A 25,038-nucleotide genomic window follows, 5' to 3' on the forward strand; every position below is an offset into this window, starting at 1 on the left:
ACTTTCCACGAATAACTACAATCATTAAAATATGTTATTAATACAAAAGCAAAAGTAAAGGAATGTAAATTATTACAGTTGCTCTATTTGCTATTTCTTTTGTTCAATTGAACAACATCAGACTATCACACCGCCAATTACAGTCCACACTTTAGTATCCAGAATGCTATGAATCTGATACAAGTACATCCTCAAAACAGAATAGTGGCTGACGGAAAACCCCTCATATCAGAATCTTTCTTCCTGCATTTAGTGCTAGTTATTCATATTTCAAGCAAATATTTTACCCAGTTTATGTATTATTGCACTTTCGTTGTTCCCTTTGGCGAATAGGGCAAAACAATAGACAATAAAGACAAGCATGTATTAGCTAAGTAAAAGTACATTTGCATCAGTTTCAATATTCAACTTATACTATGAAAATGAGAATAATTATTTCTTTTTTTATTATTGTATTTCCGTGGCAATTCTCCGCAGGGCAATCTAAAAAAGAGTCGTCTACTCAACCTGCTGTCGTAATAAATAAAGATTCAATAAAAAACACATTAAAAAAAGTGGCCGATTGGCAAATTAAGAACTTCACCTATTCAACAAATCAATCTCATGATTTTGGTATAGATTCGTGGACTAATGCCACGCTATATTTCGGAATGTTGCAATGGGCAAAAATAGCTCCAGATAGCATCGCTTATTATGACTGGCTGACTAAATTAGGAGCGGAGAACCAATGGAAAATTGCAGAAAACTTTATTAACTATCCAAAATACGGGCTCTATCACGCTGATGAACTTTGTATTGCACAAACCTATTTAGGGCTTTATAAAAAATTCAGAAAAGAAGAGATGCTTAAGTCAGTACAGAAACGCATTGATTGGATTATAAACTATCCACCCAACGGTAATATGAGTCACACCAACAAGCAGACCTGGACATGGAGCGATGCTTTGTTCATGGCGCCTCCAGTATTTGCCGAACTCTATACATTGACAGGAAATTTGCGATATATCGAATTCATGGATGAACAATTTAAAAAAACATACAACCATTTATATGACCCTAAAGAGAAGCTGTTTTATAGAGATGACAGTTATTTCAATAAGCAGGAGAAAAATGGAGCAAAAGTATTCTGGGGCAGAGGCAACGGCTGGGTAGCCGCAGGGTTGGTCGATCTCTTGAAAATATTGCCAAAAGGTTCTCAGTACCGTCTGTTTTACCAAAATCTATTCAAGGAGCTAGTACCAAGACTTGCTTCATTACAAGACAAAAATGGATTCTGGCATGCAAGTTTATTAGACCCGACTAGCTATCCGGCGCCCGAAACAAGTGCTACATCATTGATTACCTATGCTTTGGCATATGGTATCAACGAGGGTTTACTGGACAAAGAAAAATTCAAACCTGTTGTAAGAAAAGCATGGCGTGCGCTTGCTTCGGCTGTAGACGAAAACGGTAAATTAGGATGGGTACAACCGATTGGTGCAGATCCGAAAAAAGTTACAAAAGAGATGACTTCGGTGTATGGTGTAGGTGCTTTTTTATTAGCTGGCACAGAATTATATCAATTTTGAAATGTACCCTCATTTTTTCTTGTTAAAAACAGATAATGGTGCAAGGGAATTAATATTCATAAATAATACTATATAAACACATGAAAAAAAGAAGTATTCTAATCACCCTACTATTAGGGCTTATTTGCGGACAAACATTTTCACAAGAAAAAACAACTCAAATCTCACTTAAACATGGATCGCATCGCTCTGGCAAACGAACCGACGCAACCATGCAAAGATGGCGAGAATATGGCTTGGGACAGTTTATCCATTGGGGGATATACTCCATTCCAGGCGGAGGATGGGACGGTAAAACTTATGGTGGTGCTGCCGAATGGATTCGCTCATGGTCGGGCAAAGATGCTCCGAATGATTGGAGAAAAACATACGATAACTTGTATAAACAGTTTAATCCTGTTGATTTCAATGCAAACAAATGGGCTGAGCAAGCTAAAAATATGGGTGCTAAATATGTTATCTTTACAACAAAACACCACGACGGGTTCTGTATGTGGCCAAGCAAATATACTGAATATACAATAGCCAACACCCCCTACAAAAAAGATATTGTTAAAGAGGTTGTAGATGCCTACAATAAGGTTGGAATAGACGTTTACCTATATTTTTCGGTGATGGATTGGAGTCATCAGGGTTGGCGATACGACATTAAAAGTCCAGAAGACAGTATCGCGTTCGAAAGTTTCAAGAAATTTACCCGCAACCAACTGCTCGAATTACTTACTTCTTACCCTTCTGCGAAAGGACTTTGGTTTGACGGAACCTGGGACAAGTCATGGGTAAAGCAAGCTGAGTTTGCTGATGAACTGGAGACCGAAATGAGAACTCTCAGGCCTGGGTTAATAATAGGAAGTCGCTTCCGGGCCGATGACTTTGGAAAACGCCATGTTGATTCGAACGGAGTCATGATGGGGGATTATGAACAAGGATGGGAACGCAACCTTCCCAACTCTATAGAAGATGTACATGGACACGATTGGGATTGTGTGATGACAATTCCAGATAATCAGTGGGGGTACAATTCACATTGGAAAGGATATGTGAAAACACCCTACAATTTGATCGAGATGTTGGTAAAATCAGTATCGCTAAGTGGTAATTTTGTCATCAACTTCGGACCTGATGGGAAAGGAAACATCCGTCAGGAAGAAACTAGCATTGCAAAAGAGATTGGTGATTGGATGAAAACAAACAACGAAGCTATTTATGGTTGTTCACACGCTGATATGAAGAAACAAGACTGGGGATATTTTACCCAAAAAGGGAGAAAACTATATTTGACAGTATTTAATCGCCCGATAAACAATTGCCTGAATGTGGAAATTTCAGAAAAAGGAGTAAAGCCGACCAAAGCTTATTTCCTAGCAAATAAACTACCGGTTGCGATTCAGGATGCAGGTAAAAACAAACAAAACAACAACCTTTACAATATTGTTATTCCAGCAAAATACATTTCCGACAAACCTTTTGTTATCGTATTGGAATTAGAAGAGTCACAAACCAACGAAAAGGCATATCAACAGGCGCGCACCTAAGAACGTTGCAAGTCTGTCAGTTAGAGTCAATAAGTTTAGTTCGTTATTCAAAACATTACGATGACCAGAGTGAGATTCCTTTTAATTGTGATTACATGCTTAATTAATTCAATTCTTTCTCTATCCGCCCAGGAAACAAAAGCTGATATTGAATGGTTTTGCAATGCGAAGCTAGGGCTGTTTGTTCATTGGGGGCTTTATTCCCAGACGGCCGGCCTTTGGAATGGTATCCCGTCAAAAGGAGGAGAACACTTTATGCTGTACGAACGTATACACCTGAAAGATTATGCCAAAATAGCCGATGACTTTAATCCGGTCGATTTTGATGCGGAGAGATGGGTAAAAACGGCAAAGGCAGCAGGGATGAAATACATTGTCATTACCGCAAAACATCACGATGGCTTTGCAATTTATAATTCAAAATGCAGCGATTATAACATTGTAAAAAGGACTCATTTTAAGCGCGACCCAATCAAAGAACTGTCAGTTGCATGCAAGAAAGAAGGCATCAAATTAGGTTTATATTATTCATTGGGAAGAGATTGGGAGGATCCCGATGTGCCAACCGATTGGCCACAAAAGGCGGGTCGCAGCAATACATGGGATTTTCCGGATGAAGATGCAAAGGTTTTGTCTCGCTATATCGAACGGAAAGTAAAGCCTCAATTGAAAGAATTACTCACCAATTACGGAGAGATCGCCATGCTGTGGTTTGATACACCCGAACTTGTTACAAAACAACAAAGTCGGGAAATCAGAGAGCTAATACACTCTCTGCAGACGCATTGTCTAATTAATAGCCGCATCGGTAACGGTCAGGGGGATTACGATATAATTGAGCAACAATTAATGGAAAAGATTAAAAGGACGCCGTGGGAAGCATGCCTGACAATGGGAAAAAACTGGGGCAACAACAGATTTGACACCATCTATAAAAGTCCGGAAATGATAATTCGCAATTTTGTTGATATTGTGAGTAAAGGTGGAAATATGCTTCTCAACGTCGGTCCAACCGGCAAAGGCTTGTTCCCAAAAGAAAGCGTCCATACATTTAATGGGCTGTATGCTTGGCTAAAAGTGAACGGCGAAGCTATTTATGGCACACATCCATGGAAAACATACGGTGAAAATTTGACGCCAACCGCAGAAGAAAACACCTCAAAGACACCTTTTCATGATGCTGAATACGATGGAATACCCAAAGGAAATACTTCAGACCTTCGTTTTACGTCAAAAGACAATTTTGTATACGTATTTGCACGAAGTATACAAGAAAGGAGTTTTGTCATTAAATCAATTGACAATACAGATAAAATAAAGAAAGTGACATTGCTTGGCAGCCGACTTCATGTCGGTTTCAAGCATGTAACAAACGGGTTGCAAATAAGCGTACCAACTTTTTCCACTGAACAAATTCCTGTATATGTTTTTAGAATAGAGTTTAAAAAATAGAAGAAAGCACCTTCTACAGGGAAAATTGCATTTTTTCATGGAATACACGCATCTGGAATTAAACTCTTGCAACCGATCATATGAAATATAACAGAATGTCTTTGTTGGATTTCTAGACTTTAGAAAAATTTGGTTCTATAGTAAATATACTATGAGTAATTTTCTCCCCCCGCCCAAAAAACGATTATATTTGCATCATGAATAGCACCAGCATTTTCCCCAGCTCTTAGCATAAATAAACTATAGCATGGAAAAAAACGTAAATTTTAAAGATACCGGCAATTTAAAGAAATCATATACAACGCTCAATTTTGAGCACGGTTTCTGTTTTACAACCTAAAATGGCAAGTCATAATTACATCAATCATTAATCCGTATGTCAAGATTTTCCACATTTCTTATTCAGTTGTTTATCGCTTCTTTTATTAATCTCTCGGTTGAAGCAAAAAATGTTAACGACTATAGATTCCGAACACTTTCACCAGAGGGAGGATTTTATTATGACGGAGTAAAATCAATAAAGCAAGACAAAGAAGGATTTATATGGATATTGATGGATAATGATTTGTTTCGTTTCGACGGATACCAATACAAACACTATTACTCACGGTTCAAGGGGCTCAATACTTCCGGATCGTGGTATTTCAATAACATTGCCATTGATTCTGCAGGACATCTGTTTGTTTCAGACGGGAATGGGATATTTATTTATAATAAAATATCTGATAGTTTTGAACGAATTCTGGATAACCCAGCAACCAGTATAGAGTTTGATAGTTTCGATAATCTTTGGTTGAACGACAAATATTTATACTGCTACGATAAAGATAGAAAAATAATGCAGCGACCTCTTTTTCAAGGTAAACCAATCAAATATGTCAATGCATTTTTTACTTCAAGAAATAAACTATTGGTGGGAACATTCCAAGGGAATATTTTTCTCTATGACTACCTCAAAAAGCAATTTAAACCTTTTATTTCGCTTTCTAAAGATAATGTTATATTGGGAATTGCAGAAAGACGAAATAAGTTATGGATCCTTACAATTAATTCGGGACTATATAGAGCTGATATAAAAACAGGTCGTATAGAAGCATGTTATGACTTCTTTTGTCAAGATGCGAATGAACAAATACCGGCAAAAGCACTTTTCTGTGATCGAAACGGGAACTTATTAATTGGGACACAGCGCGGTTTACATGTGTTCAATCCAGATAATGGTGAACGTTTCTTATATAGGCACTCTAAATCGGATCCTTTTAGCATACCAAACAACTCGGTTTGGGTGATTGCAGAGGATTATCATAAAAACATCTGGATAGGGACTTATTCAGGTGGTTTGGCTTATGTGAACTTCAAACAAAGTGCAGGCTTCAAAAGTTACTCATTCAGGGAAAAAGAATTGAATAACAATGTCGTAAGCGGATTTGCCGAAGATAGTAAATCCATTTGGATAGCTACTGAAGGAGGTGGAGTGAACCGGATGGACAAACAAACGGGTGTATTTTCCAATTACAAACATAACATGACAAGCAATAGTCCCGCTTCTAATAACATAAAATCAATGGTTGTTGACAGTAGGCAACGGCTATGGATATCTATGTTTAGAGGTGGCTTAGACATGTATGACATTCAAAAAAACAGATTTCAACATTTCAGACATGAAAAAAGAAATAACAACTCTCTAAAAAACGACAACCTGAGAAAAATTGTTTTAGAAGCTGATTCAGGACTGTGGATCGCCTATCAGCAAAGCTCTTTAGAAATCTCCTATTATTCTTTTGAACGAAAGACATTTACTCATTATTCATTAAAAGGATATGAAAATAATTATATTTTCGACATTGTCCACGGAAATAGCAACGATCTTTGGATTGTAACACATAAATGTTTGTATAGGATGGACATAAAAAAGCATACGATAAAGCCAATATCCTTATGCGGTCTGTCATCATTAAATGCACAAACAATCTACGTTGATGCAGCAAACAACGTTTGGATTGGTAGTATAGGAAGCGGTCTGATAAAATACAATTCACAAAACTCGCACTATTATTTTTATAACGATATTCTAAAATTCAACATTTCGACTATTTACAACATCTGTTCCAATGGCGGTACCGAGCTTTGGATGGGTACCGATAACGGATTGTTCAAATATTCGATCTCCAAAAATCGGTTTGCGCGTTATGATACAAAAGACGGGGTACAAGGCCCTGTCTTCTACCCTTTAGCTTGCATGAAAGGTAAAAATGGAGAGCTCTACTTCGGCGGTACTAACGGATTTACTGTTGTCTATCCACACAAACTGGTAACAAATGATTTTAAGCCCAAGGCTATCATTTCCGATTTTTTAATTGATAATGTATCAACAAAATTTGATTCGCTCAATTCTCCATTAAAAGTCAAAGGAGTATTACCAAATAGCATCAGACTCTTATACAATCAAGTTAATTTCGGATTCACCTTTGCATCTGACAATTTTCTTATGCCAGAAAAAAACCGGTTCAAATACCGACTCAAAGGTTACGATAACCGATGGAAAGAGGTGGATGCCTTCAACCGAAGTGCATTTTTCTCAAAAGTTCCCCCAGGGGATTACACCTTTGAAGTTATGGCGGCCAACAATGATGGCATTTGGAGTGAACATCCTACCACTATAACAATCAAACGTTTGCCGGCTCCCTGGTATAGTCTGCCTGCATATATGTTATATCTTATTTTAGCAGGCTGCATTTTGTATGTTATTTTGCGTTACTACAACAAGCAAAAGAAGCTAAAAATTGAGCTCTATTTAGAAAATCTGGAAAAAAACAAAAAAGAGGAAATTCACCAGTCACAACTGAGATTTTTCACCAATGTCTCTCACGATTTCCGAACTCCTTTATCTCTTATCATGGCTACTTTGAGTAAAATGAAACAAGATGGATTCGATGCACATTATTACAAACTACTAAATAGCAATGCTCAGCGTCTACTTAACCTGGTAAATGAATTAATGGATTTCAGGACCGTTGAGAATGGAAAAATGAAGTTGAAGATTGCGCCTGGCAACATCAACCATTTAATTAACGAATTCTCCTTTGATTTTTTGGATTATGCCAAGCGAAGAAATATTGACTTTTTGATAAATTGTGATTCCAATTTGGACTTAACACTTTATCTTGATAGGCAAATCATGGAGAAAATAATCGTCAATTTGCTGGATAACGCATTCAAATATACCAAAGATGGAGGAAAGATATCAATTGAGACTTATTATTCTCTCACGGACGTAAAATCAAGATACAACAATAGCTATAAAGTTGGTGATCAAACAAAAACAGACAATTTCTTCTGCGTTGCAATCCGTGATTCAGGAACAGGCATTTCAGAGGATTCGATTTCAAAAGTATTTGAAAGATTCTATAAAGTGGAAACCAACGATCAGAATGCCCATCTGGGCACCGGTATTGGCCTTGCCTTAGTTAAAAGTCTAGTTTTATTGCATAAAGGGACACTTGCCATTTTTAGCGAAAAAGAGAAGGGCACAGATATTTTAGTCGGGTTTCCTATACATAGAGAAACATATGCTTTTTCAGATTTCGCTTCAGACAACAACATAATACCAGCTGCAGCAACTTATTTCACCCAAGAAGTGGCAAAAATAGATCAGAATGTGCAAACGACTCCTGCCGACTATATGAAAGAAGTGCTTTTGCGACAAAAGAAGAGAATCTTATTGGCTGAAGATAATCCTGATCTGCGTGCTGTCATTGCAGACTACCTTACATCATATTACGATATTGTAGAGGCTTCGAACGGGCAAGTTGCAACACAGCTACTTGACGAGACAGAAGTCGATCTTATTATAAGCGACATCATTATGCCTTTAAAGGATGGAATCACATTCTGTAAAGAAGTTAAATCTGATATAAACACATCACATATTCCATTCTTTCTATTAACAGCAAAAAGTGGAATTGAGAGCAAAATAGAAGGAACCGGCTCCGGCGCAGATATGTACTTTGAGAAACCTATTGACCTTCATTTATTGTTGCTTTCAGTCGAAAACATCTTTAACCAGCAACAACATCTGAAAGAATATTATGCTAAAAATTATTTTGTTGATAGTTGTGAATTATCAACCAATCAACAAGATAATAAATTCTTAAAAAGACTGGCTGAAATTATAGAATCTAAAATCGACAAACCCGATATGGATGTTAACTATATTGCGGCAGAACTCTCTATGAGTCGTAGTAAATTGTACACCAAAATAAAAACCATGACTGATAAATCAATTGTGGAGTTCATTTTAAGTTATCGGTTAAGAAAAGCTGCCCGTTTAATTGCAGATGAAAATATTTCGATGCGAGAGGTAATAGATAAAATAGGCATCGAAAGCCAATCCTATTTTACCCGTTCATTCAAGAAAGAGTTTGGTGAAACCCCTACCGCCTTTGCCGCAAAACATCGGAAAAAATCTACACCACCTTCAAAATAAAAGCACCACTCTCAATACTTTAACGACCTTGAGCTATCAGGAGTCTTGACGAAGCATTGAATTTGTTATCATCTCGAAAAAGAGGGACTGGTACAAGATGCTATTTATTTTGATTTTTCAAAAGGTTGGCCAAGTAATAACACTTTTGACTATTTTTGCAAATAACCTAATACACGCATATACACAAAATTATGAAAAATACTACTACTAAGCATAGACTTGATTCACTTGATATTTTACGGGGATTCGACCTTTTTATGTTGGTTTTTCTTCAACCTATCTTGGTTGGCTTGCTGCAAAAAATTAACAATCCCTCATTCCAAGGCATTCTTAACCAACTAGATCATGAAGTTTGGACGGGTTTCAGAGCATGGGATTTGGTGATGCCTCTATTTCTTTTCATGGCAGGTGCAGCCATGCCGTTCTCATTCCAGAAATACCGGCTCGATAATAATAAATGGCCTATCTACAAACGTATTTTCCGCCGTGTTTTCTTGTTGTTTGTTCTGGGAGCCGTGGTGCAGGGAAACTTGCTGGGACTGAACCCCAAATATCTCTACCTCTATACGAATACGTTGCAGGCCATTGGCATCGGTTATCTGATTGCCGCCATTATCCAGCTTTATCTCCCTACGAAAGGACAGCTTATTGCCACAGCACTGCTTCTGCTGCTATATTGGGCGCCAATGACTTTTCTGGGTGATTTTACACCCGAGGGAAACTTTGCTGAAAAGGTAGACCGTTTCGTCCTTGGCCGTTTCCGCGACGGTGTTTACTGGAACGAAGACGGAAACTGGTCGTTCGCTCCCAATTACAACTACACCTGGATACTCAGTAGTCTCACTTTTGGTGTAACGGTAATGATGGGCGCATTTGCTGGGAGAATAATGAAAGACGGAAAAGATAAGCTCCGAAATGTGCAGACGCTGCTGATAGTAGGAGGTGCCTGTATTATCATAGCCCTGATCTGGAGTCTTCAGATGCCTATTATCAAGAGAATCTGGACTTGCAGTATGACACTTTATTCAGGCGGCATCAGTTTTATGCTAATGGGCCTCTTTTACTACTGGATTGATTGCAAGCAGCATACAAAAGGGTTGAAATGGCTAAAGATTTATGGTATGAACTCCATCACGGCTTATGTATTGGGAGAGATCATCAATTTTAGGAGCATCGTACAATCAGTCTGCTACGGTTTCGAGCAGTACTTGGGAAATTACTATTCCGTCCTGATCAACCTAGGAAACTACTTGATTGTGTTCTTTATCCTCAGAGAACTTTATAAAAGAGGTGTTTTCCTGAAAGTATAAACCTTCCAGAAATATAAAAGAGAGCCAGATTCATTTATCCGGCTCCTCTTTGTTTATTAAGTCTTCCATATTACGCATCGTCCCTCGTATTTGGCCTTTTTTACGGCAGACCCTTTCAATAACTCCATTGTTTTACGGACCAAAAGTGTTATATTTGTCTCACAAAGCAAAGCTGTTGTTAACTTGAACACTGTTTTATGAATCGTTCAAGCAATGGATATGAAAAGCCTAAGTAAAGCAAAGTAAATTTTTCGTTTTGTGTTAACATTATTGTCCAATTGCGCTGTAATATAGTGATAATCATTCTTTCATGCGTTTTAATCAATCTTCTATTTTACACATTTCGTTTTACCCCTTACATCTAGGGCTTAAACAAATAAGGTGTACTTCTAATACAGTAAAGGTGTAGGTTAAATTATATTAAGGTGTAGGTATATACTCTGATTTGTCGCCTTGTTTTCATTTAATGATCGCCATCTTTTCTTTAAACTTCTAATTCTTTTAGTTTAGTGAACAAGTTCCGTCAGAAATATCTAATTTTGCATCGCAAAACAAAAATGCAAACAAATCTATGTTCAGAATCGGACAAAAAACAAAGATAGGGATTCTGGTGGTTGCCGGTCTCATCGTTGTGGCAGTGATAGCCATTTATCTATGCAAAGATTCACTGTTGAATCATTATGCCAAAGGGAAATTTGACAAACTTGAAAAAGAATACGGGTTGAGAATTACCTATGATCGCCTTCATATGCCGGGAATTAATGAGGTAGAGATTGAGCATCTCACTGTGGTTCCGCACGAAAGAGATACGCTTCTCACCCTACGTTCTTCAAAGGTAAAGCTAAGTCTCTGGGAAATGCTTTGGCTAAATGCCGAAATGAAACGGGTTACTACCGACGGACTCCATCTCTCCTTCGTTAAGAAAGACTCTCTCTCCAATTATGACTTTCTATTTAAAAAGGAACAAAGAAAGGACGATCAAGAAGATAGAAAGGATTATGCTAGTAAGGTATCCCATCTGTTAAAACTTCTTTTCGGTTCTTTACCGGATAACGGCGACATGAAGGATTTTGTTCTTAGTCATCGCAAGGATACTGTTTATACCGAAGTTCAGGTCCCCATGCTGCATATTGAAGAGAACCGGTTTGAAACGGAGATAAATGTGAAGGAGGGCAGTGTTGTGCGGCAATGGATCAGTCGCGGACGGGTACATAGCGGTGAAAAGACCGTTGAGGCTGAACTTTATTCCAAGAATCCGGGCAAGGTTCTGCTTCCTTATCTGAATAAATATTACGGTGCCCAGGTGGCTTTTGATACACTTTCTTATCGGCTGACCGAAACCAAACGAGGAGGAGAGGTAACCCTGAATGGAAAGGCGGAGGTATGTGGACTGCAGCTTTATCATCCGGGGCTTTCGCCCGAAGTGGTGGACCTTGACAGGGGGCGATTCAATTACACCATCAATGTGGGAAAAGATTTTGTGGAGCTGGACAGTGCCACTACGGTTCAGTTTAACAGATTAGACTTTCATCCCTATATCCGTGCACAGAAAAGTGAAAAATGGCACATCACAATGGCTGTGGATAAACCCGCTTTTCCGGCTGATGATTTGTTCTCATCCCTACCCAAAGGTCTCTTCAGTAATCTGGAAGGATTGAAGACAAGTGGGAACCTTTCTTACCATTTTCTGTTGGATGTTGACTTTAATAATCTTAATGCCCTTAAACTGGAATCAGATTTGAAAGGAAATAGTTTCAAGATTACAGGGTATGGAAAAGAGAGCCTGTCGAAAATGAACGGTTCGTTCCTTTACACAGCCTACGAGAATGGCAGACCGGTACGCACCTTTATCGTTGGGCCCGAAAATCCTAATTTCCGTCCGTTGGATAGTATTTCACCTTTGCTTCAGACAGCAGTTATGCAGTCTGAAGACGGTTCTTTCTATTCCCACCGTGGATTCCGTCTGGATGCCTTGCGTCTGGCATTGATTCACGACCTGAAAGTGAAGAAGTTTGCCCGTGGCGGAAGTACAATTTCCATGCAGCTGGTGAAGAATGTCTTTCTGAACAGAAATAAAAACCTGCTTCGTAAGCTTGAGGAGGCAATGATTGTGTGGCTGGTGGAGAATCAGGGGCTTACTTCCAAGCACCGCATGTATGAAGTGTATCTTAATATTGCCGAATGGGGACCAATGGTTTATGGTGCCTGCGAAGCGTCGCATTTCTATTTCGGCAAGGAGCCATCGCAACTTACACCTGAAGAGGCCATTTTTATGGCATCTCTCATTCCTAAACCGAAACGTTACCGCAGCTATTTTGACGAGAATATGCAGCTTCGTTCCTGGCTGGGAGGTTATTTCCGGCTGATAGCCAACCGACTGAGCCGGAAAGGGCTGATTACAGAAGAGCAAGCTGCCGCCATTCAACCGATAGTAGTGCTATCGGGCAGTGCCGTTCAGGGCTTTTCTGCACCGAAAGACTCTGTAACTGTAGTCGAACTGCCTGTTGTTGAGGAAACCGATAAATAAGAAGGGCAACCACTTCACAGCGACTGCCCTTCTTGAAAAACAATGTAATATAACTATTTATTGAAACTATCTTCTTGACCAACTGTCTCTGCTTCTCGATGATTCGGAAGAAGAGCTACGGCTGTTATCGTTGCTTGCAGATCTAGATTGTTCTGAAGAAGAACTTCTTACGCTGCTTCTGTCGTTGTCCGAACTCCGTGTTGAAGGAGCAGGAGATGCTTGGCGGCTCTCTGAATAACTTCTTGATGAACTAACCGAAGAACGGCTTTCAGAATTACTCCTTTGTACGTTTGCCGGAGCGCGGTTTTCTGAGCTGGATCTTACGTATTCATAACTTCTGCCGGAGTTGTTGCTTCTTACAACAGGAGTGCCCGCAGTGGAGCGATTATAGGAAGATTCTCTTTCGCTGCTAACCGAAGGTCTTGCTTCGCTTCTTTTTTCTGCATTTTCAGAACCTCTGTTACTATATCTGTTTCTTTCGGCGGAACTGTTATTGTTGTATGTTCCATTGTCAGAGTTTATAAAATAGCTTTCATTATTAGGGGTTCTATCTCTCCTTCGTTCGCCTCCTTGGTTTGTATCACGTTCTCTTTTTATTTCTTGTCTATTATTCTCTCTTTCTTTATTTATTTCCCTTCTTTCATTACGCGTATCCTCTCTTTCTTTACGTATATTTTCTCTCTCCTTACCGGATTTTTCTTTCTCTCTATCCGAAGAGCCTCTTACTGTTCCTCTGTTGTTCTCAGTAGAACGATTGACTCCAGTTGAAGTTCTGCCTCTTTGAGATTCTGAGTTACGACCGGTATTGTAAAGGTCATCGTTGAATTTTCTTCCGCGGCTTTCCCTGTTTGGAGTGACATTCATGTTTTTGTAAACCGGTGAAGTCCTGCCGAAATCTGAACGACGGTTGTTGTTGTATACATTTACATCTCTTGTCTGGAAATTGCCCCGATACACATTATGGCTGTATTTGTTCATGTAGAAGCTACGGTCATTGTAATGAGAACGGAAGTGTCCTCCATGATAGCTTTTATAATGGTATGGCTTCCCGAAATAGAAGAATCCCGGATCTCTATAAGTGAGGTATATCCTGAACCCCCAGGAGTATCCGCTTGAATAAATAGGACGATAGAAATAATCGATGTTTAGGAAACGTTCATATTGCCAGTCTGACAGCACCCAGCGAAGGTCGTCATTACGCATGTCCAGATAATAATAATAATCGTCCAGCGCCCAGCTTTCTTCGTAAACCACATCATCTATAATATAACGTATATTGTAGATAAAGTCGTAATTAATTTCATATACATCATTGTATTGTTCAGTAGAAAGGTTCAGCTCATAAGCCATTTTGTCGGTTAGGAAACGAGTTTCTTGGCGAACCTTATTAGTGCTCATAGCAGCCATGCTTATTGAACTGATGGAGCTCAATGTGATGGCAATCAGGGTGAATATTAACTTTTTCATAACGCAACAGTTTAATGGTTCTTAATTGATGATACAAAAATAGGGCGAGGAAATGCCTCGCCCTAATGATAATCCCCATATGTTTTTAGGGATTTCCCTATATCTTTAAGCTAAAAGGATACCGTCTTTTTCTAATATAATCAGCCTTTTTTTATAAAGGTCGCCAACGGCTTTTTTGAAAGTTTTCTTGCTTACACCGAAGGTGTCATATATCTCTTCTGCCGGACTTTTATCATTCAATGAGATTCTTTCACCATTCTTCTTGATATATGATAGCAAAGTAACCGAGAAATCATCAATCTTCTCGAAGCCCGGTTTCTGAAGCATCAGGTCAATCTTTCCATCTTCCCGTACCTGTTTCACATACGCTTTAATTGTCATCCCCGTATGTAGTTGCTGGAATATCTCTCCTTCGTATAGCAATCCACTGAACTGATTTTCCACAATGGCTTTGAATCCCAGATCTGTCTTTTGCCAAATCAGGATTGAAACCTCATCGTTGGGCTGATAAGCGGGAATCTCTTTGGAAAGGTACCGTTCCACTTTGGCAGAAGCCACAATGCGATAACTCTCTTCATCTATATGTGCGTGAATCACATATCTCTTTCCAACCTGCATTTTCATTTTCTGCTCTCCGAAAGGAACAAACAGATCCTTCATCAGTCCCCAGTTGAGGAATGCACCGAACTGGTTTATCCAGGACACTTCCAAACAAGCAAACTCTCCCACCTGCACCAATGGAGTCAGGGTAGTGGCAATCAGCCGTTCTTCATTGTCCAGATAAAGAAAAACATTCAGGAAATCACCTATTTTGCAGTCTTCCGGAACATAACGAGTAGGAAGGAGAATTTCTCCTTGATCTCCACCATCCAGGTAAACGCCAAAATCGACGGTCTTGACTACCTCTAGGATATTAAATTTCCCCAGTTCTATATTCATGCTGCTATTATTTAATACCGACAAGATTTACGATCTGGTAAATGATTCCAGCCAGTACTGCGCTAACAGGAATAGTCAGAATCCAAGCCCACAACAAATTGATTGTTACGCCCCAGCGAACGGCTGAAAGCCTTTTTACGGCTCCAACTCCCATAATTGAACCTGTGATAGTATGTGTTGTACTTACAGGTATTTTGAGGAATTCAGTTATAAATAGTGTTACGGCACCGGCAGTTTCTGCGCAGACACCTTCTAAAGCAGTCACTTTCGTAATCTTGCTTCCCATAGTTTTTACAATACGCCATCCTCCGATCATTGTACCAAGGCCAATTGCGGCGAAGCAAGAGAGAGGAATCCAATCGGGCATTGAATCTACTGATTTGATGCTGCCGTAAGAAATCAGAGCTGTAGCTATAATCCCCATTACTTTTTGTGAATCATTCAAACCATGTCCCAGACTAAACAAAGCGGAAGAAGCCAACTGCAACTTACGGAACGAATTTTCTGCCGTACGGGCATTGACTCGTTTGAAAAGCCACAAGATTCCGATTGTGATTATGGCAGAGATAATCATACCGATTACCGGAGCCAACACAATGAAAGATGCAATTTTGAGGATTACAGCTGTATGAATGGATTGAAAACCTGCACCGCTGATAGCTGCTCCGGCAAATCCGCCGATAAGTGTATGAGAAGAGGATGAAGGTATTCCAAGCCACCAGGTAAGAAGATTCCAGGAGATTGCGGCAATTAGTCCTGAAAGAATAATGGGAAGAGTAATGTATTGTTCTAAAACTGTTTTGGCCACAGTGTTGGCAATACCAAACTCTCCGATTACGTATCTTGCCACAAAGAACGCGATAAAGTTGAATGCTGCAGCCCAGATAACCGCTTGCACAGGGGTTAGTACCCGGGTTGTAACAATTGTTGCAATAGAGTTGGCCGCATCGTGAAAGCCGTTAATAAAATCAAAAATAAGCCCTAATGCAATAACAATAATAAGTAATGTCATATGTTTTGTTTTTTATCAGGCGTATTTTACCAAGATAGTTACAATAGCTTTTCCTGTGCTGTTGATTTTATTTGCAGCTTTCTCAAGCTCCTGAATAATTTCTTTCAGCTTGATGAGTTCTACAGTATTGCTGCTAATGCTTGCTTCTTTGAAAAGACTGATGATTGCCTCTTCGTATACAACGTCTGCTTCTTCTTCCAGTCGTTTAATCTCTTTGCAATGAGCGCGAAGGCGAAGATCGGTTTTCTTGATGTTTGAAAGCTCATAAGCAGCATTTAAAAGCTCGTCGCTTCCTTTTTTAATGATATCAACCAGTTTGACTGAGTGCTCAGGGAAATGCTTTGGTTGATAAAGAAGAACTTTTTGTGCGCAGCGATTAATCACATCGATTACATCATCCATTGCGTCGGCAAGTGCGTGAACATCTTCTCTGTCAAACGGAGTGATGAAAGTATTGTTTAACTCGTGAATAATACCTCCGGTAACTTTGTCACCCTTAACCTCTTCGGCCTTAATAAGCCGGCATAATTCGTTTTTGTGTGCTTCGTCTTCACAAGCGAAAAGCTCCTGAAGATAGGTTGCTGACTGAGAGAGAATAGTTGCTGTTTCTTCCAGCATTGGAAAGAACTTAACATCTTTCGGAGCAAACATGCTCAATAAAGTATTAATTTTCATCTGTAGTCTTTATTATTTCGCTGCAAATATAGAATTTTCTGATTGTACATGCAAAACAATTTAACTATTTATATTCAAAATAAATACGCTCTGAAAATCGTGTAAAACAAATGTTGCTAATATGATTATTGAGAATCCCAGATAATTAAGGTGCTACTTTGCCTAAACATCCTTTTTTAGTAAAAAAATAACTAATCAAAATTAATCTTAAAATTTAATGGTATTTGTATTAGAAGGCTCTTTATGAGTGCTTTAAGCAGATGTGGCTGTTTTTGCTTTTTTATACAAACAAGAATTCAGAACTGAATGTTTCGTGGTAAATCTGGAAGACTTTTTTATTAAGTTCAGATATGAATCGATGTAAAAACTCTTGTAAGGAGCTATTTGAACTCTAGAAAACTCAGTTTTTTAAAGAGAATATCTTTTTCTTGAGCTTTAAAACAAAGAAGAGGCTGATTCCAAATTGTTAAATGAACCAGCCTCTTCAAATATGTTATTTGTTAATTATTTTGCAAATGCATGGCGGAATCCTTTAACCTTGTTCCAGTTTCCACGAGTAAAGTCGGGCACTGCAACAGGAGCTGAATTGTTTTCAAGTGAAATGGAAGTCAGCGGAGCCAGACAGCACCATTCGGCAAGATCGTATACGTCCATATCCAATGGCAGGCCGTTTTGCAGACAGTAGATAAGGCGATAATCCATGATAAAGTCCATACCTCCGTGTCCACCTACCTTCTTGGCAGTTTCTTCAAGTTCTACATGGATAGGGTGTTTATATTTCTTCATTAGAGCATCTTTTATCTCGTCAGAAACGTATGAGTGTGCATTCAGATTTTCGTGATTTGGAGTGATGCTTGCATCAACCTGTGAACCCTGAAGAGCATAACCTTCAACTGGATATTTATTTGCAAATCCCTTGGTTCCGGTGCATTGGTACATACGGCTGTAAGGGCGAGGAGAGGCAACATCGTGTTGAATGTGAATGGTTTTACCCTTTTCGGTACGAATCATGGTCATAGTGTGCTGACCGTTTTTGAATCCTGTTGAGTCTTCCTTTCTCACATTCTTGATGTAATTAGGAATACTTACCGGTTCGCTGTCCATTGCAACCAGGTAGTTCATTTTATCACCACGGTGTATGTCAAGAAGCTGACAAGCTGGGCCCATGCCGTGAGTAGCATAGATGTCACCACGATGTTCTTTGTTGTATTTCAGGCGCCAGTCAGCATTATATTCTCCCCAAAACTCTTCCAAGTTATGGATGTAAGAACCTTCGGCATAAAGAATATCACCAAACACTCCTTTTTGAGCCATGTTTAGAGTAGTCAGCTCAAAGAAATCGTAAACACAATTTTCCAGCTGCATGCAATGTTTTTGAGTTTTTTCTGCAGTGTTTACTACAGCCCAGATCTCGTCGAGTGTCATGGCTGCAGGTACTTCACAAGCTACATGCTTACCATGTTCCATCGCATAAATCATCATTTTAGCGTGATTTTTCCAATCGGTTGCGATGTAAATCAGATCGATGTCAGGACGTTCACACATCTTTTTCCATGCATCTTCGCTCCCGCTGTAACCTGTTGCTTCAGGCAACCCGGCCTTTTGTAGAATTTTCTGACAGTTTTCAACTCTCTCAGGATGTAAGTCACAAAGAGCTTTGATTTCAACCCCCTTGAGGTGTGTAAAACGTGAAACTGCTCCTGGACCGCGCATCCCCAGACCAATGAATCCTACACGGACTACATCCATTTTAGGAGTTGTAAGTCCAAGAACATCTTTCTGTCCTGCAGGACGTACCGGAACTTTTGTTTCAATCGGCATTACTTTCTTAGCTTTCTTTGCAGCATTCGATGGCAGTGCAATACTGAACATCAGCGTAAATAAGCATAGTGAATAAATCAGTTTTTTCATGATAAATTAATTAAGTGATATTATATAATATATGTTTGTTGTTAACTATAAAAATAGTATATTATTGCTTTGATTTTATATGCATTCTATAATGCTGTATTGCTGGCAGAATAAATTGTCATGAGTGAGGTCGGCTATTAATATTGTTAGAAATTTAGCTTTGGTATTTCTCATGAGTCTTTCATTGTAGATAAGCATTAAAGTCTACTTGGCAAAAATAAAAACTTTATTTAAACTATGCAAATAATTAAATGAACGATTTTTAATAGCAAGATAAAATAAAATGATTTAATAAAATGTTAATAGGTAATTCTCCCAAGACTATTTGTTGTATTGTAGTTAATTTGCTAATATTCAGATTGATTTCCGCTTTTGTCGAGGTCTTGCATGACAAGCCCAGCTAGGATAAACCAGGTATGGCTGTGGTATGAACCAGTGTTCCGTTTGTTCTGGCCTTCATGCTACACCATTCGTGATTTAACAGATTTGGATTGCCTAGACCGTTCTCTGTTTTAGGACACAAACATTTTCCCCAGCCGACGAAGCATTTGCACCTTTATTTTCAAGTAACTCCTCCCTATAAACACATTTAAACTTTTTGGTGAGTTTTTCTCCTTTTTTTATTTCCCGTTTGAGTGCTGCAGCCAGATGGCAACCAGCTACCTTTCAGAATTCGGCTACATTAATCTTTGTTAGATCGATTTTTAATGTGGCTCCCATTTTTTATTATTTTAAATCCGGTCGTAAAAGTACAATAAATAATATATATCAAATTCGCAACTCTTACATCTAAAATACAGAATAACTCTCAAGTAACAGATTCTCTTTTATTTTTAATATATTTGTAATCTCATAAATAAACGAGATATGAAGGACCAGAATTTTAAAATAGATCGTTGTAGTTGGTGCGGATCTGATCCGCTTTATGTGAAATATCATGATGAAGAATGGGGGAAAGAGGTTACTTGTGACTCCAAAATGTTTGAATTCCTTGTGTTGGAAAGTGCACAGGCCGGTCTGAGCTGGATTACAATTTTAAAAAGAAGAGAAAACTATCGGAATGCATTTGCTGGTTTTGATGCCGGAAAAGTGGCGCAATTCACCAACGAGGATGTAGAACGACTGATGCAGAATGCAGGGATTATTCGTAATCGACTGAAGATTTTGGCAACCATTTCAAATGCTCGTTGCTTCCTTGAAACACAAAAAGAATTCGGAAGTTTCTGCAACTACCTGAAATCTTTTCTACCTGATGAGAAACCAATCATAAACCATTGGACATCGTTGGATCAAATTCCTGCTTCTACACCATTGTCTGATACTATCAGTAAGGATATGAAAAAGCGAGGATTTAAATTCTTCGGTACTACTATCTGTTATGCACATTTGCAGGCTGTTGGATATGTGAACGATCATTTGGAAGGGTGCAGCTTTAAAAACAATCCTTCCGTCTTAGCTGTTTAATTGTATAAGAAACCTTCCTTGTAAGAATCATTATTAGAATTATGTATCGTTTTATAAAACAAACCTATATTCAAAATAAAATGTACTCCTTGCTTTCAATTCTGTTGAGCTTGGTTTCTCTCTTTTTTATTATCAAAGTTAATCTGGATATGGCAATCCGGTATCATTCACTAGATGGAAAAACTCAGCTGTTGTTGGGTCTGACTGAATTTGTAGGCTTTTATTTTAAGTTTTATGTAATCGTTGCGTTGAGCTTAATCGCTGTCGGATTGTCTTTTATTGGTTATAAAAAGAAAGAGAGAGTAAGTCTGAATGGAATAGCTCGTATCCTGGGTATCATTTCTTTGATTGCCGTAGTTTTCAATATTGGAAAATTTATAATCTAGTATATAATTTAAATCAGTTAGACTATGGAAAGGAGCTCTGTACTTAAACTGATTGCTGATTTTTTTCAGCCATTATATCGTCAAGGTCCGGGGGGAAGGAATGAAACGCTGAAGGCTTTAAGTTTTCTCTCGCCTTCGTGTCTGTCTCGGGAATTGAAAATTGCAGATATAGGATGTGGTACGGGTGCTCAAACGTTGGTGTTGGCCGAAAACACGAAGGGAACAATAACTGCAATTGATTTTCTGCCGGAGATGCTTGACGGATTAAATGCCCGGATGAAACTTCATGGGTTTCAGGATAGGGTTGCAAGCTTACTTGTTTCGATGGATAATCTCCCTTTTAATGAGAATGAACTGGACCTGATTTGGGCCGAAGGTTCTATTTTTGGTATTGGATTCAATCGCGGAATCACTGAATGGAAAAAGTACTTGAAAACTGGTGGACTGATTGCTGTGACAGAGATGTCCTGGCTCACTATAAATCGGTCTTTCGAAATTGAGCAATACCTTACTTCCTGCTATTCAGAGGTGGACCTTGTTTCTTCGAAAATTCGTCAGATGGAGTCGGCAGGATATTTGCCAGTGGCTAATTTTGTTTTGCCTGAAACCTGCTGGACAATCAATTATTATAAATTGGTGCAGGGCCGGTTCAATTCATTTCTGAAAGAACAACGTTATTCTGAAGAAGCAAAACAGTTTGTTGGAATGATGAAAGAGGAGATTGATTATTACGAAAAGTACAAGGCCTATTACGGGTATGTTTTTTATATCGGAAAGAAAATAGGATGAATTACTGTTTGTAAACTTCTCGAAGAAAATGCTCTCTTAGGAGATCTATTATCCTGTATTTTTATTTATAGAACTTCTGGCACCTATTTTAAGTCGCTTATATCTCAATAAGTACGGTCTCAGTTTCCCATTTATGGAAGATTCCCTTGGTGAGCATTCTACAGAGACTTTGATTGAGACTTCAGCATTTACAAAAAAGAGTGCTGCCTTCTTTGTGTTCTAGGATTGCTTTTCATTTGTTGTCAGCCTCGCTTATTTTTCAGCCTGATTAACTGTTATATTATCGAAATAGTCTCCCATCTCCAGATTGACATAAATAATTCGTTTCTTGCCGGTGGTATTTGGATCAATATGAATAGTCAAGATCTTTTCTTGAGGTCTGTTTATGGTATACCATTCCCCGGTTATTTGATAGGGTGTAGTTGTCCGGTTTTCAACGGGCACATCAAATAGAGGAGCTGCCTGGTAAGGCTTTGATGTTCCCAGTAGCCAAAATGTACCTTTTGAAGTTACAGTGAAGTCGCCTCCATTTGCATTAAAATCAACTGATTTGGCTGAGAGCTTTATACAATCGTCCCATAGACCGTCTGACTTTTCGCACGATGTGAACATGATAATTGATATCAGAAATGTAAATAAGATGATTTTTTTCATGGTCGATTTGATTAATTTCACTTCATTTTTAAGTTAATACAAATATATACTTTTTTTTATGTAAATAATAATATTCAGATGAAATTTGTCCTTAATTTTAATTGATTAGAATTTATGCAAGTATATTTATGTTTTTTGGTGAGTTGTAGAAAAATATTGATAGGTTTATTCCTTCTGGTTTTAAGATGAACAACGCTGACAGTTGCGATGTTATTTATTGTATGTTTCTTTTGTTCGTATTATACAATGCCAATATTAGTCATAAAGTAGGATAGGAGAGAGGACCCTCTAACCTGTATCTGAATGCAAATGTGGTTCTAGTAATATTTTGTAAATCTATCTCGTTGTTGCAAAAAGAAATCTTTGATAAGATGGAAGTAAATTTAAATCCGGGAAAATTGTTTATCGGAACTTCCGGCTGGAGCTACAAGCATTGGACCGGGGTTTTTTATCCGGAAGAGATAAGTCCGGATAAGTACCTGGAGTATTATCTTACCAAGTTTGATAGTGTGGAATTAAATTCCAGCTTTTACCACCTTCCCTTTAAAAGTACGGTTGACGGATGGGTGAGGCGAACGCCGGAGAGATTCAGATTCTGCATAAAGCTGAGTCGATTCATAACCCATCAAAAACATCTGTTGAACATTGAAGAGGCAATGGCTAATTATTTTGCTGTGTTTCGAAGAATGAAATCTCGGTTAGGCCCTGTTCTTGTTCAGTTACCTCCCGGATTGTATTATGATAAAGATCTTATTTGTTATTTTCTGGATTTATTGAATGAGAAATATTCCGGATATCGTTTTGCGATAGAGGTGAGGCACCAGTCCTGGGTCAGGGATGAATTCTTCGATTTACTTTCCCGCAATTCGGTTGCCTTTGTTATAGCTGATTCAGGAGGTCAATTCCCTTATGCTGATGCAATGACTACCGATTATGTTTATATCCGGTTTCATGGACGTGAATTGATATATGCGTCCGATTACGATGAGGCTGATTTGGAGTATTATGCAAAAAAGATCAGAGGCTGGCAAAGCGAAGGGAAAGATGTCTGGGCGTTTTTTAACAACGATTACAGTGGATATGCCCCGAAAAACGCAAGTAAGCTACTTGAGATAATACAATCTTATAGCTAATCTAAAACAAAAGGCATCCCGAACTATCAGGATGCCTTTTGTATATATCAGGAATTGAATTACTTCTTTGCCTCTTTATCTTTATCACGAATTTCAACGCGACGAATCTTTCCACTAATGGTTTTCGGCAGTTCGTCTACAAACTCAATCACACGTGGATATTTGTAGGGAGCTGTTACGTTCTTCACATGATCTTGCAGTTCTTTCACCAAAGCATCACCTGCTTTCTCTTTGTATTCTTTGGAAAGAATGATGGTGGCCTTCACCACCTGTCCGCGTATCTCGTCGGGGACACCTGTAATGGCACATTCCACAACCGCCGGGTGTGTCATCAATGCACTTTCCACTTCAAACGGGCCGATACGGTAACCGGAGCTTTTAATAACATCGTCGGCACGTCCTACAAACCAGAAATAACCATCCTCGTCTCTCCATGCCAAATCACCAGTGAAATAAAGACCGTCATGATATGCATCTTTAGTCAGCTCTTCGTTTCTGTAATACTCATTGCTTAAGCCAATAGGCATTCCTTTATCAATGCGAATCACAATTTGTCCTTGTTCACCCTCTTCAGCCGAACGGCCATCCGGGGTAAGCAATTCAACCTCATAGTTCGGACTTGGAACTCCCATACTTCCGGGTTTTGGCTCCATCCACGGAGATGTAAAGATCACAACAGCCGTTTCGCTCTGCCCGTAACCTTCTCGCAATTTTATGCCAGTGAGTTTGTAAAACTGGTCGTACACCGCAGGATTAAGAGCTTCTCCGGCAATTTCACAATACTCCAAAGATGAAAGATCATATTTTGTCAGGTCCTCACGAATCAGGAAGCGGAATATGGTAGGAGGCGCACAAAGAGAGGTAATGTGGTAATCGTGAATCTTCTTGAGCATATCAGCCGGAGTAAACTTCTCATGGTCATAAACAAACACAGTTGCACCCGATATCCACTGACCATATAGTTTTCCCCAAACCGCCTTGAGCCAACCTGTATCGGCAATAGTTAGATGCAGGCTTCCATCGTGCAGGTTGTGCCAGTATTTAGCTGTGATGATGTGCGATAGCGGATAGATATAGTTATGAGCTACCATTTTTGCATTACCGGTTGTACCCGATGTGAAGCTGATAAGCATGATGTCGGTGTTCTCGTTTACATGTTCAGGACGAACAAACGGAGCTGCATTGTTGATGCCTTTATGAAAATCATCCCATCCTTCAGGAATCACCGGCCCGATTGAAATGCGATTTTTCATGGATTGAGATTCAGGCATGGCGTCATTTATATGACCAATAATCAATTCATCGCCATCAGCCACAATCGTCATGATATCGGCAGCATTATTCCGGTAAACAATATCTTTTTTGGTCAACAAATGTGTTGCAGGAATAATAACCGCTCCAATCTTATGAAGAGCGATAATGGTAAGCCAGAACTCATATCTGCGTTTGAGGATAACCATTACCTTATCGTCTTTCCCTATTCCAAGGGACTGAAAATAGGAAGCAGTTTTATCGGATAATTCTTTAATGTCTGAAAAAGTAAAACGACGACATTCGTCTTTATCGTTTGTCCACAACAAAGCAAGCTTATCTGGCTGTTCAGCAGCCCAAGCGTCTACTACGTCATAAGCAAAATTGAAGTTTGCAGGAACATTGAGTTTATAATTCTTTTCGAAATCTTCCTGAGAGGTAAACTCTGTCTTTTCTAAAAATCTTTCGAGCATATTTGT

General features: G+C 38.9%; 17 protein-coding genes. 10 read left to right on the forward strand and 7 right to left on the reverse strand.

The window, feature by feature from the left end; all coding sequences use genetic code 11:
• Positions 1-422: 422 nt before the first annotated feature.
• From ABWU87_RS13125 to ABWU87_RS13150, 6 genes are all read left to right on the forward strand, one after another.
• Positions 423-1,568: a glycoside hydrolase family 88/105 protein gene (locus ABWU87_RS13125; protein WP_353331430.1), complete on the forward strand. Its 1,146-nt coding sequence runs from the start codon at positions 423-425 to the stop codon at positions 1,566-1,568.
• An 80-nt stretch (positions 1,569-1,648) separates the two neighbouring features.
• Positions 1,649-3,103, forward strand: a complete 1,455-nt coding sequence (locus ABWU87_RS13130) for an alpha-L-fucosidase (RefSeq protein ID WP_353331432.1) — start codon at positions 1,649-1,651, stop codon at positions 3,101-3,103.
• A gap of 87 nt (positions 3,104-3,190) precedes the next feature.
• A complete protein-coding gene (locus tag ABWU87_RS13135) occupies positions 3,191-4,555 on the forward strand; it encodes an alpha-L-fucosidase (protein ID WP_353331434.1) in 1,365 nt (454 codons plus the stop codon).
• Between the two features lie 376 nt (positions 4,556-4,931).
• Positions 4,932-9,041 (forward strand): hybrid sensor histidine kinase/response regulator transcription factor, encoded by a 4,110-nt coding sequence (locus tag ABWU87_RS13140; RefSeq protein WP_353331437.1) that lies wholly within the window; start codon positions 4,932-4,934, stop codon positions 9,039-9,041.
• Between the two features lie 191 nt (positions 9,042-9,232).
• Entirely contained in the window at positions 9,233-10,351 is a 1,119-nt protein-coding gene (locus ABWU87_RS13145; protein ID WP_353331439.1) for an acyltransferase family protein, read from the forward strand.
• A 571-nt stretch (positions 10,352-10,922) separates the two neighbouring features.
• Positions 10,923-12,878, forward strand: a complete 1,956-nt coding sequence (locus ABWU87_RS13150) for a biosynthetic peptidoglycan transglycosylase (protein ID WP_353331441.1) — start codon at positions 10,923-10,925, stop codon at positions 12,876-12,878.
• Positions 12,879-12,944: 66 nt separating this feature from the next.
• On the opposite strand, the gene ABWU87_RS13155 is transcribed toward ABWU87_RS13150, so the two are convergent.
• The 5 genes from ABWU87_RS13155 to ABWU87_RS13175 form a co-directional block, all read right to left on the reverse strand.
• The gene (locus tag ABWU87_RS13155) at positions 12,945-14,345 is read right to left on the reverse strand and encodes a hypothetical protein (protein WP_353331443.1); all 1,401 of its coding nucleotides are present in this window, start codon (positions 14,343-14,345) and stop codon (positions 12,945-12,947) included.
• 105 nt (positions 14,346-14,450) lie between these two features.
• Positions 14,451-15,284, reverse strand: a complete 834-nt coding sequence (locus tag ABWU87_RS13160) for a CvfB family protein (protein WP_353331445.1) — start codon at positions 15,282-15,284, stop codon at positions 14,451-14,453.
• 7 nt (positions 15,285-15,291) lie between these two features.
• On the reverse strand, positions 15,292-16,296 hold the full coding sequence (locus ABWU87_RS13165; RefSeq protein WP_353331447.1) for an inorganic phosphate transporter: 1,005 nt from the start codon (positions 16,294-16,296) through the stop codon (positions 15,292-15,294).
• A gap of 15 nt (positions 16,297-16,311) precedes the next feature.
• Positions 16,312-16,971 (reverse strand): DUF47 domain-containing protein, encoded by a 660-nt coding sequence (locus ABWU87_RS13170; protein ID WP_353331449.1) that lies wholly within the window; start codon positions 16,969-16,971, stop codon positions 16,312-16,314.
• 504 nt (positions 16,972-17,475) lie between these two features.
• Positions 17,476-18,843 carry a Gfo/Idh/MocA family protein gene (locus ABWU87_RS13175; RefSeq protein WP_353334474.1) on the reverse strand — a complete coding sequence of 456 codons (1,368 nt, stop codon included), beginning with the start codon at positions 18,841-18,843 and terminating at the stop codon, positions 17,476-17,478.
• Between the two features lie 906 nt (positions 18,844-19,749).
• Between ABWU87_RS13175 and ABWU87_RS13180 the strand changes: the two genes are divergently transcribed.
• The 3 genes from ABWU87_RS13180 to ABWU87_RS13190 are packed head-to-tail and all read left to right on the forward strand — an operon-like array spanning position 19,750 to position 21,521.
• Positions 19,750-20,346: a DNA-3-methyladenine glycosylase I gene (locus ABWU87_RS13180; protein ID WP_353331451.1), complete on the forward strand. Its 597-nt coding sequence runs from the start codon at positions 19,750-19,752 to the stop codon at positions 20,344-20,346.
• Between the two features lie 41 nt (positions 20,347-20,387).
• Complete coding sequence (locus ABWU87_RS13185; RefSeq protein WP_353331453.1) at positions 20,388-20,732, forward strand: hypothetical protein; 345 nt, start codon at positions 20,388-20,390, stop codon at positions 20,730-20,732.
• A 24-nt stretch (positions 20,733-20,756) separates the two neighbouring features.
• Positions 20,757-21,521 carry a class I SAM-dependent methyltransferase gene (locus ABWU87_RS13190; protein WP_353331455.1) on the forward strand — a complete coding sequence of 255 codons (765 nt, stop codon included), beginning with the start codon at positions 20,757-20,759 and terminating at the stop codon, positions 21,519-21,521.
• Positions 21,522-21,773: 252 nt separating this feature from the next.
• On the opposite strand, the gene ABWU87_RS13195 is transcribed toward ABWU87_RS13190, so the two are convergent.
• Positions 21,774-22,175, reverse strand: a complete 402-nt coding sequence (locus ABWU87_RS13195; RefSeq protein ID WP_353331457.1) for a BACON domain-containing protein — start codon at positions 22,173-22,175, stop codon at positions 21,774-21,776.
• A gap of 371 nt (positions 22,176-22,546) precedes the next feature.
• On the opposite strand from ABWU87_RS13195, the gene ABWU87_RS13200 reads away from it, so the two are divergent.
• Positions 22,547-23,308 (forward strand): DUF72 domain-containing protein, encoded by a 762-nt coding sequence (locus ABWU87_RS13200; protein ID WP_353331459.1) that lies wholly within the window; start codon positions 22,547-22,549, stop codon positions 23,306-23,308.
• A 59-nt stretch (positions 23,309-23,367) separates the two neighbouring features.
• Here the strand turns inward: ABWU87_RS13200 and ABWU87_RS13205 are convergent, their stop codons facing one another.
• On the reverse strand, positions 23,368-25,032 hold the full coding sequence (locus ABWU87_RS13205; RefSeq protein ID WP_353331461.1) for an AMP-binding protein: 1,665 nt from the start codon (positions 25,030-25,032) through the stop codon (positions 23,368-23,370).
• Between the last annotated feature and the right edge of the window lie 6 nt (positions 25,033-25,038).

Source organism: Bacteroides sedimenti (assembly GCF_040365225.1).
GTDB lineage: Bacteria > Bacteroidota > Bacteroidia > Bacteroidales > Bacteroidaceae > Bacteroides > Bacteroides sedimenti.

Bases quoted from the DNA above. Each gene is read 5' to 3' on its own strand.
- ABWU87_RS13125 (WP_353331430.1), top strand. From the start codon at position 423: ATGAGAATAATTATTTCTTTTTTTATTATTGTATTTCCGTGGCAATTC.
- ABWU87_RS13130 (WP_353331432.1), top strand. From the start codon at position 1,649: ATGAAAAAAAGAAGTATTCTAATCACCCTACTATTAGGGCTTATTTGC.
- ABWU87_RS13140 (WP_353331437.1), top strand. From the start codon at position 4,932: ATGTCAAGATTTTCCACATTTCTTATTCAGTTGTTTATCGCTTCTTTT.
- ABWU87_RS13145 (WP_353331439.1), top strand. From the start codon at position 9,233: ATGAAAAATACTACTACTAAGCATAGACTTGATTCACTTGATATTTTA.
- ABWU87_RS13150 (WP_353331441.1), top strand. From the start codon at position 10,923: ATGTTCAGAATCGGACAAAAAACAAAGATAGGGATTCTGGTGGTTGCC.
- ABWU87_RS13155 (WP_353331443.1), bottom strand. From the start codon at position 14,345: ATGAAAAAGTTAATATTCACCCTGATTGCCATCACATTGAGCTCCATC.
- ABWU87_RS13160 (WP_353331445.1), bottom strand. From the start codon at position 15,284: ATGAATATAGAACTGGGGAAATTTAATATCCTAGAGGTAGTCAAGACC.
- ABWU87_RS13165 (WP_353331447.1), bottom strand. From the start codon at position 16,296: ATGACATTACTTATTATTGTTATTGCATTAGGGCTTATTTTTGATTTT.
- ABWU87_RS13170 (WP_353331449.1), bottom strand. From the start codon at position 16,971: ATGAAAATTAATACTTTATTGAGCATGTTTGCTCCGAAAGATGTTAAG.
- ABWU87_RS13175 (WP_353334474.1), bottom strand. From the start codon at position 18,843: ATGTTCAGTATTGCACTGCCATCGAATGCTGCAAAGAAAGCTAAGAAA.
- ABWU87_RS13180 (WP_353331451.1), top strand. From the start codon at position 19,750: ATGAAGGACCAGAATTTTAAAATAGATCGTTGTAGTTGGTGCGGATCT.
- ABWU87_RS13185 (WP_353331453.1), top strand. From the start codon at position 20,388: ATGTATCGTTTTATAAAACAAACCTATATTCAAAATAAAATGTACTCC.
- ABWU87_RS13190 (WP_353331455.1), top strand. From the start codon at position 20,757: ATGGAAAGGAGCTCTGTACTTAAACTGATTGCTGATTTTTTTCAGCCA.
- ABWU87_RS13195 (WP_353331457.1), bottom strand. From the start codon at position 22,175: ATGAAAAAAATCATCTTATTTACATTTCTGATATCAATTATCATGTTC.
- ABWU87_RS13200 (WP_353331459.1), top strand. From the start codon at position 22,547: ATGGAAGTAAATTTAAATCCGGGAAAATTGTTTATCGGAACTTCCGGC.
- ABWU87_RS13205 (WP_353331461.1), bottom strand. From the start codon at position 25,032: ATGCTCGAAAGATTTTTAGAAAAGACAGAGTTTACCTCTCAGGAAGAT.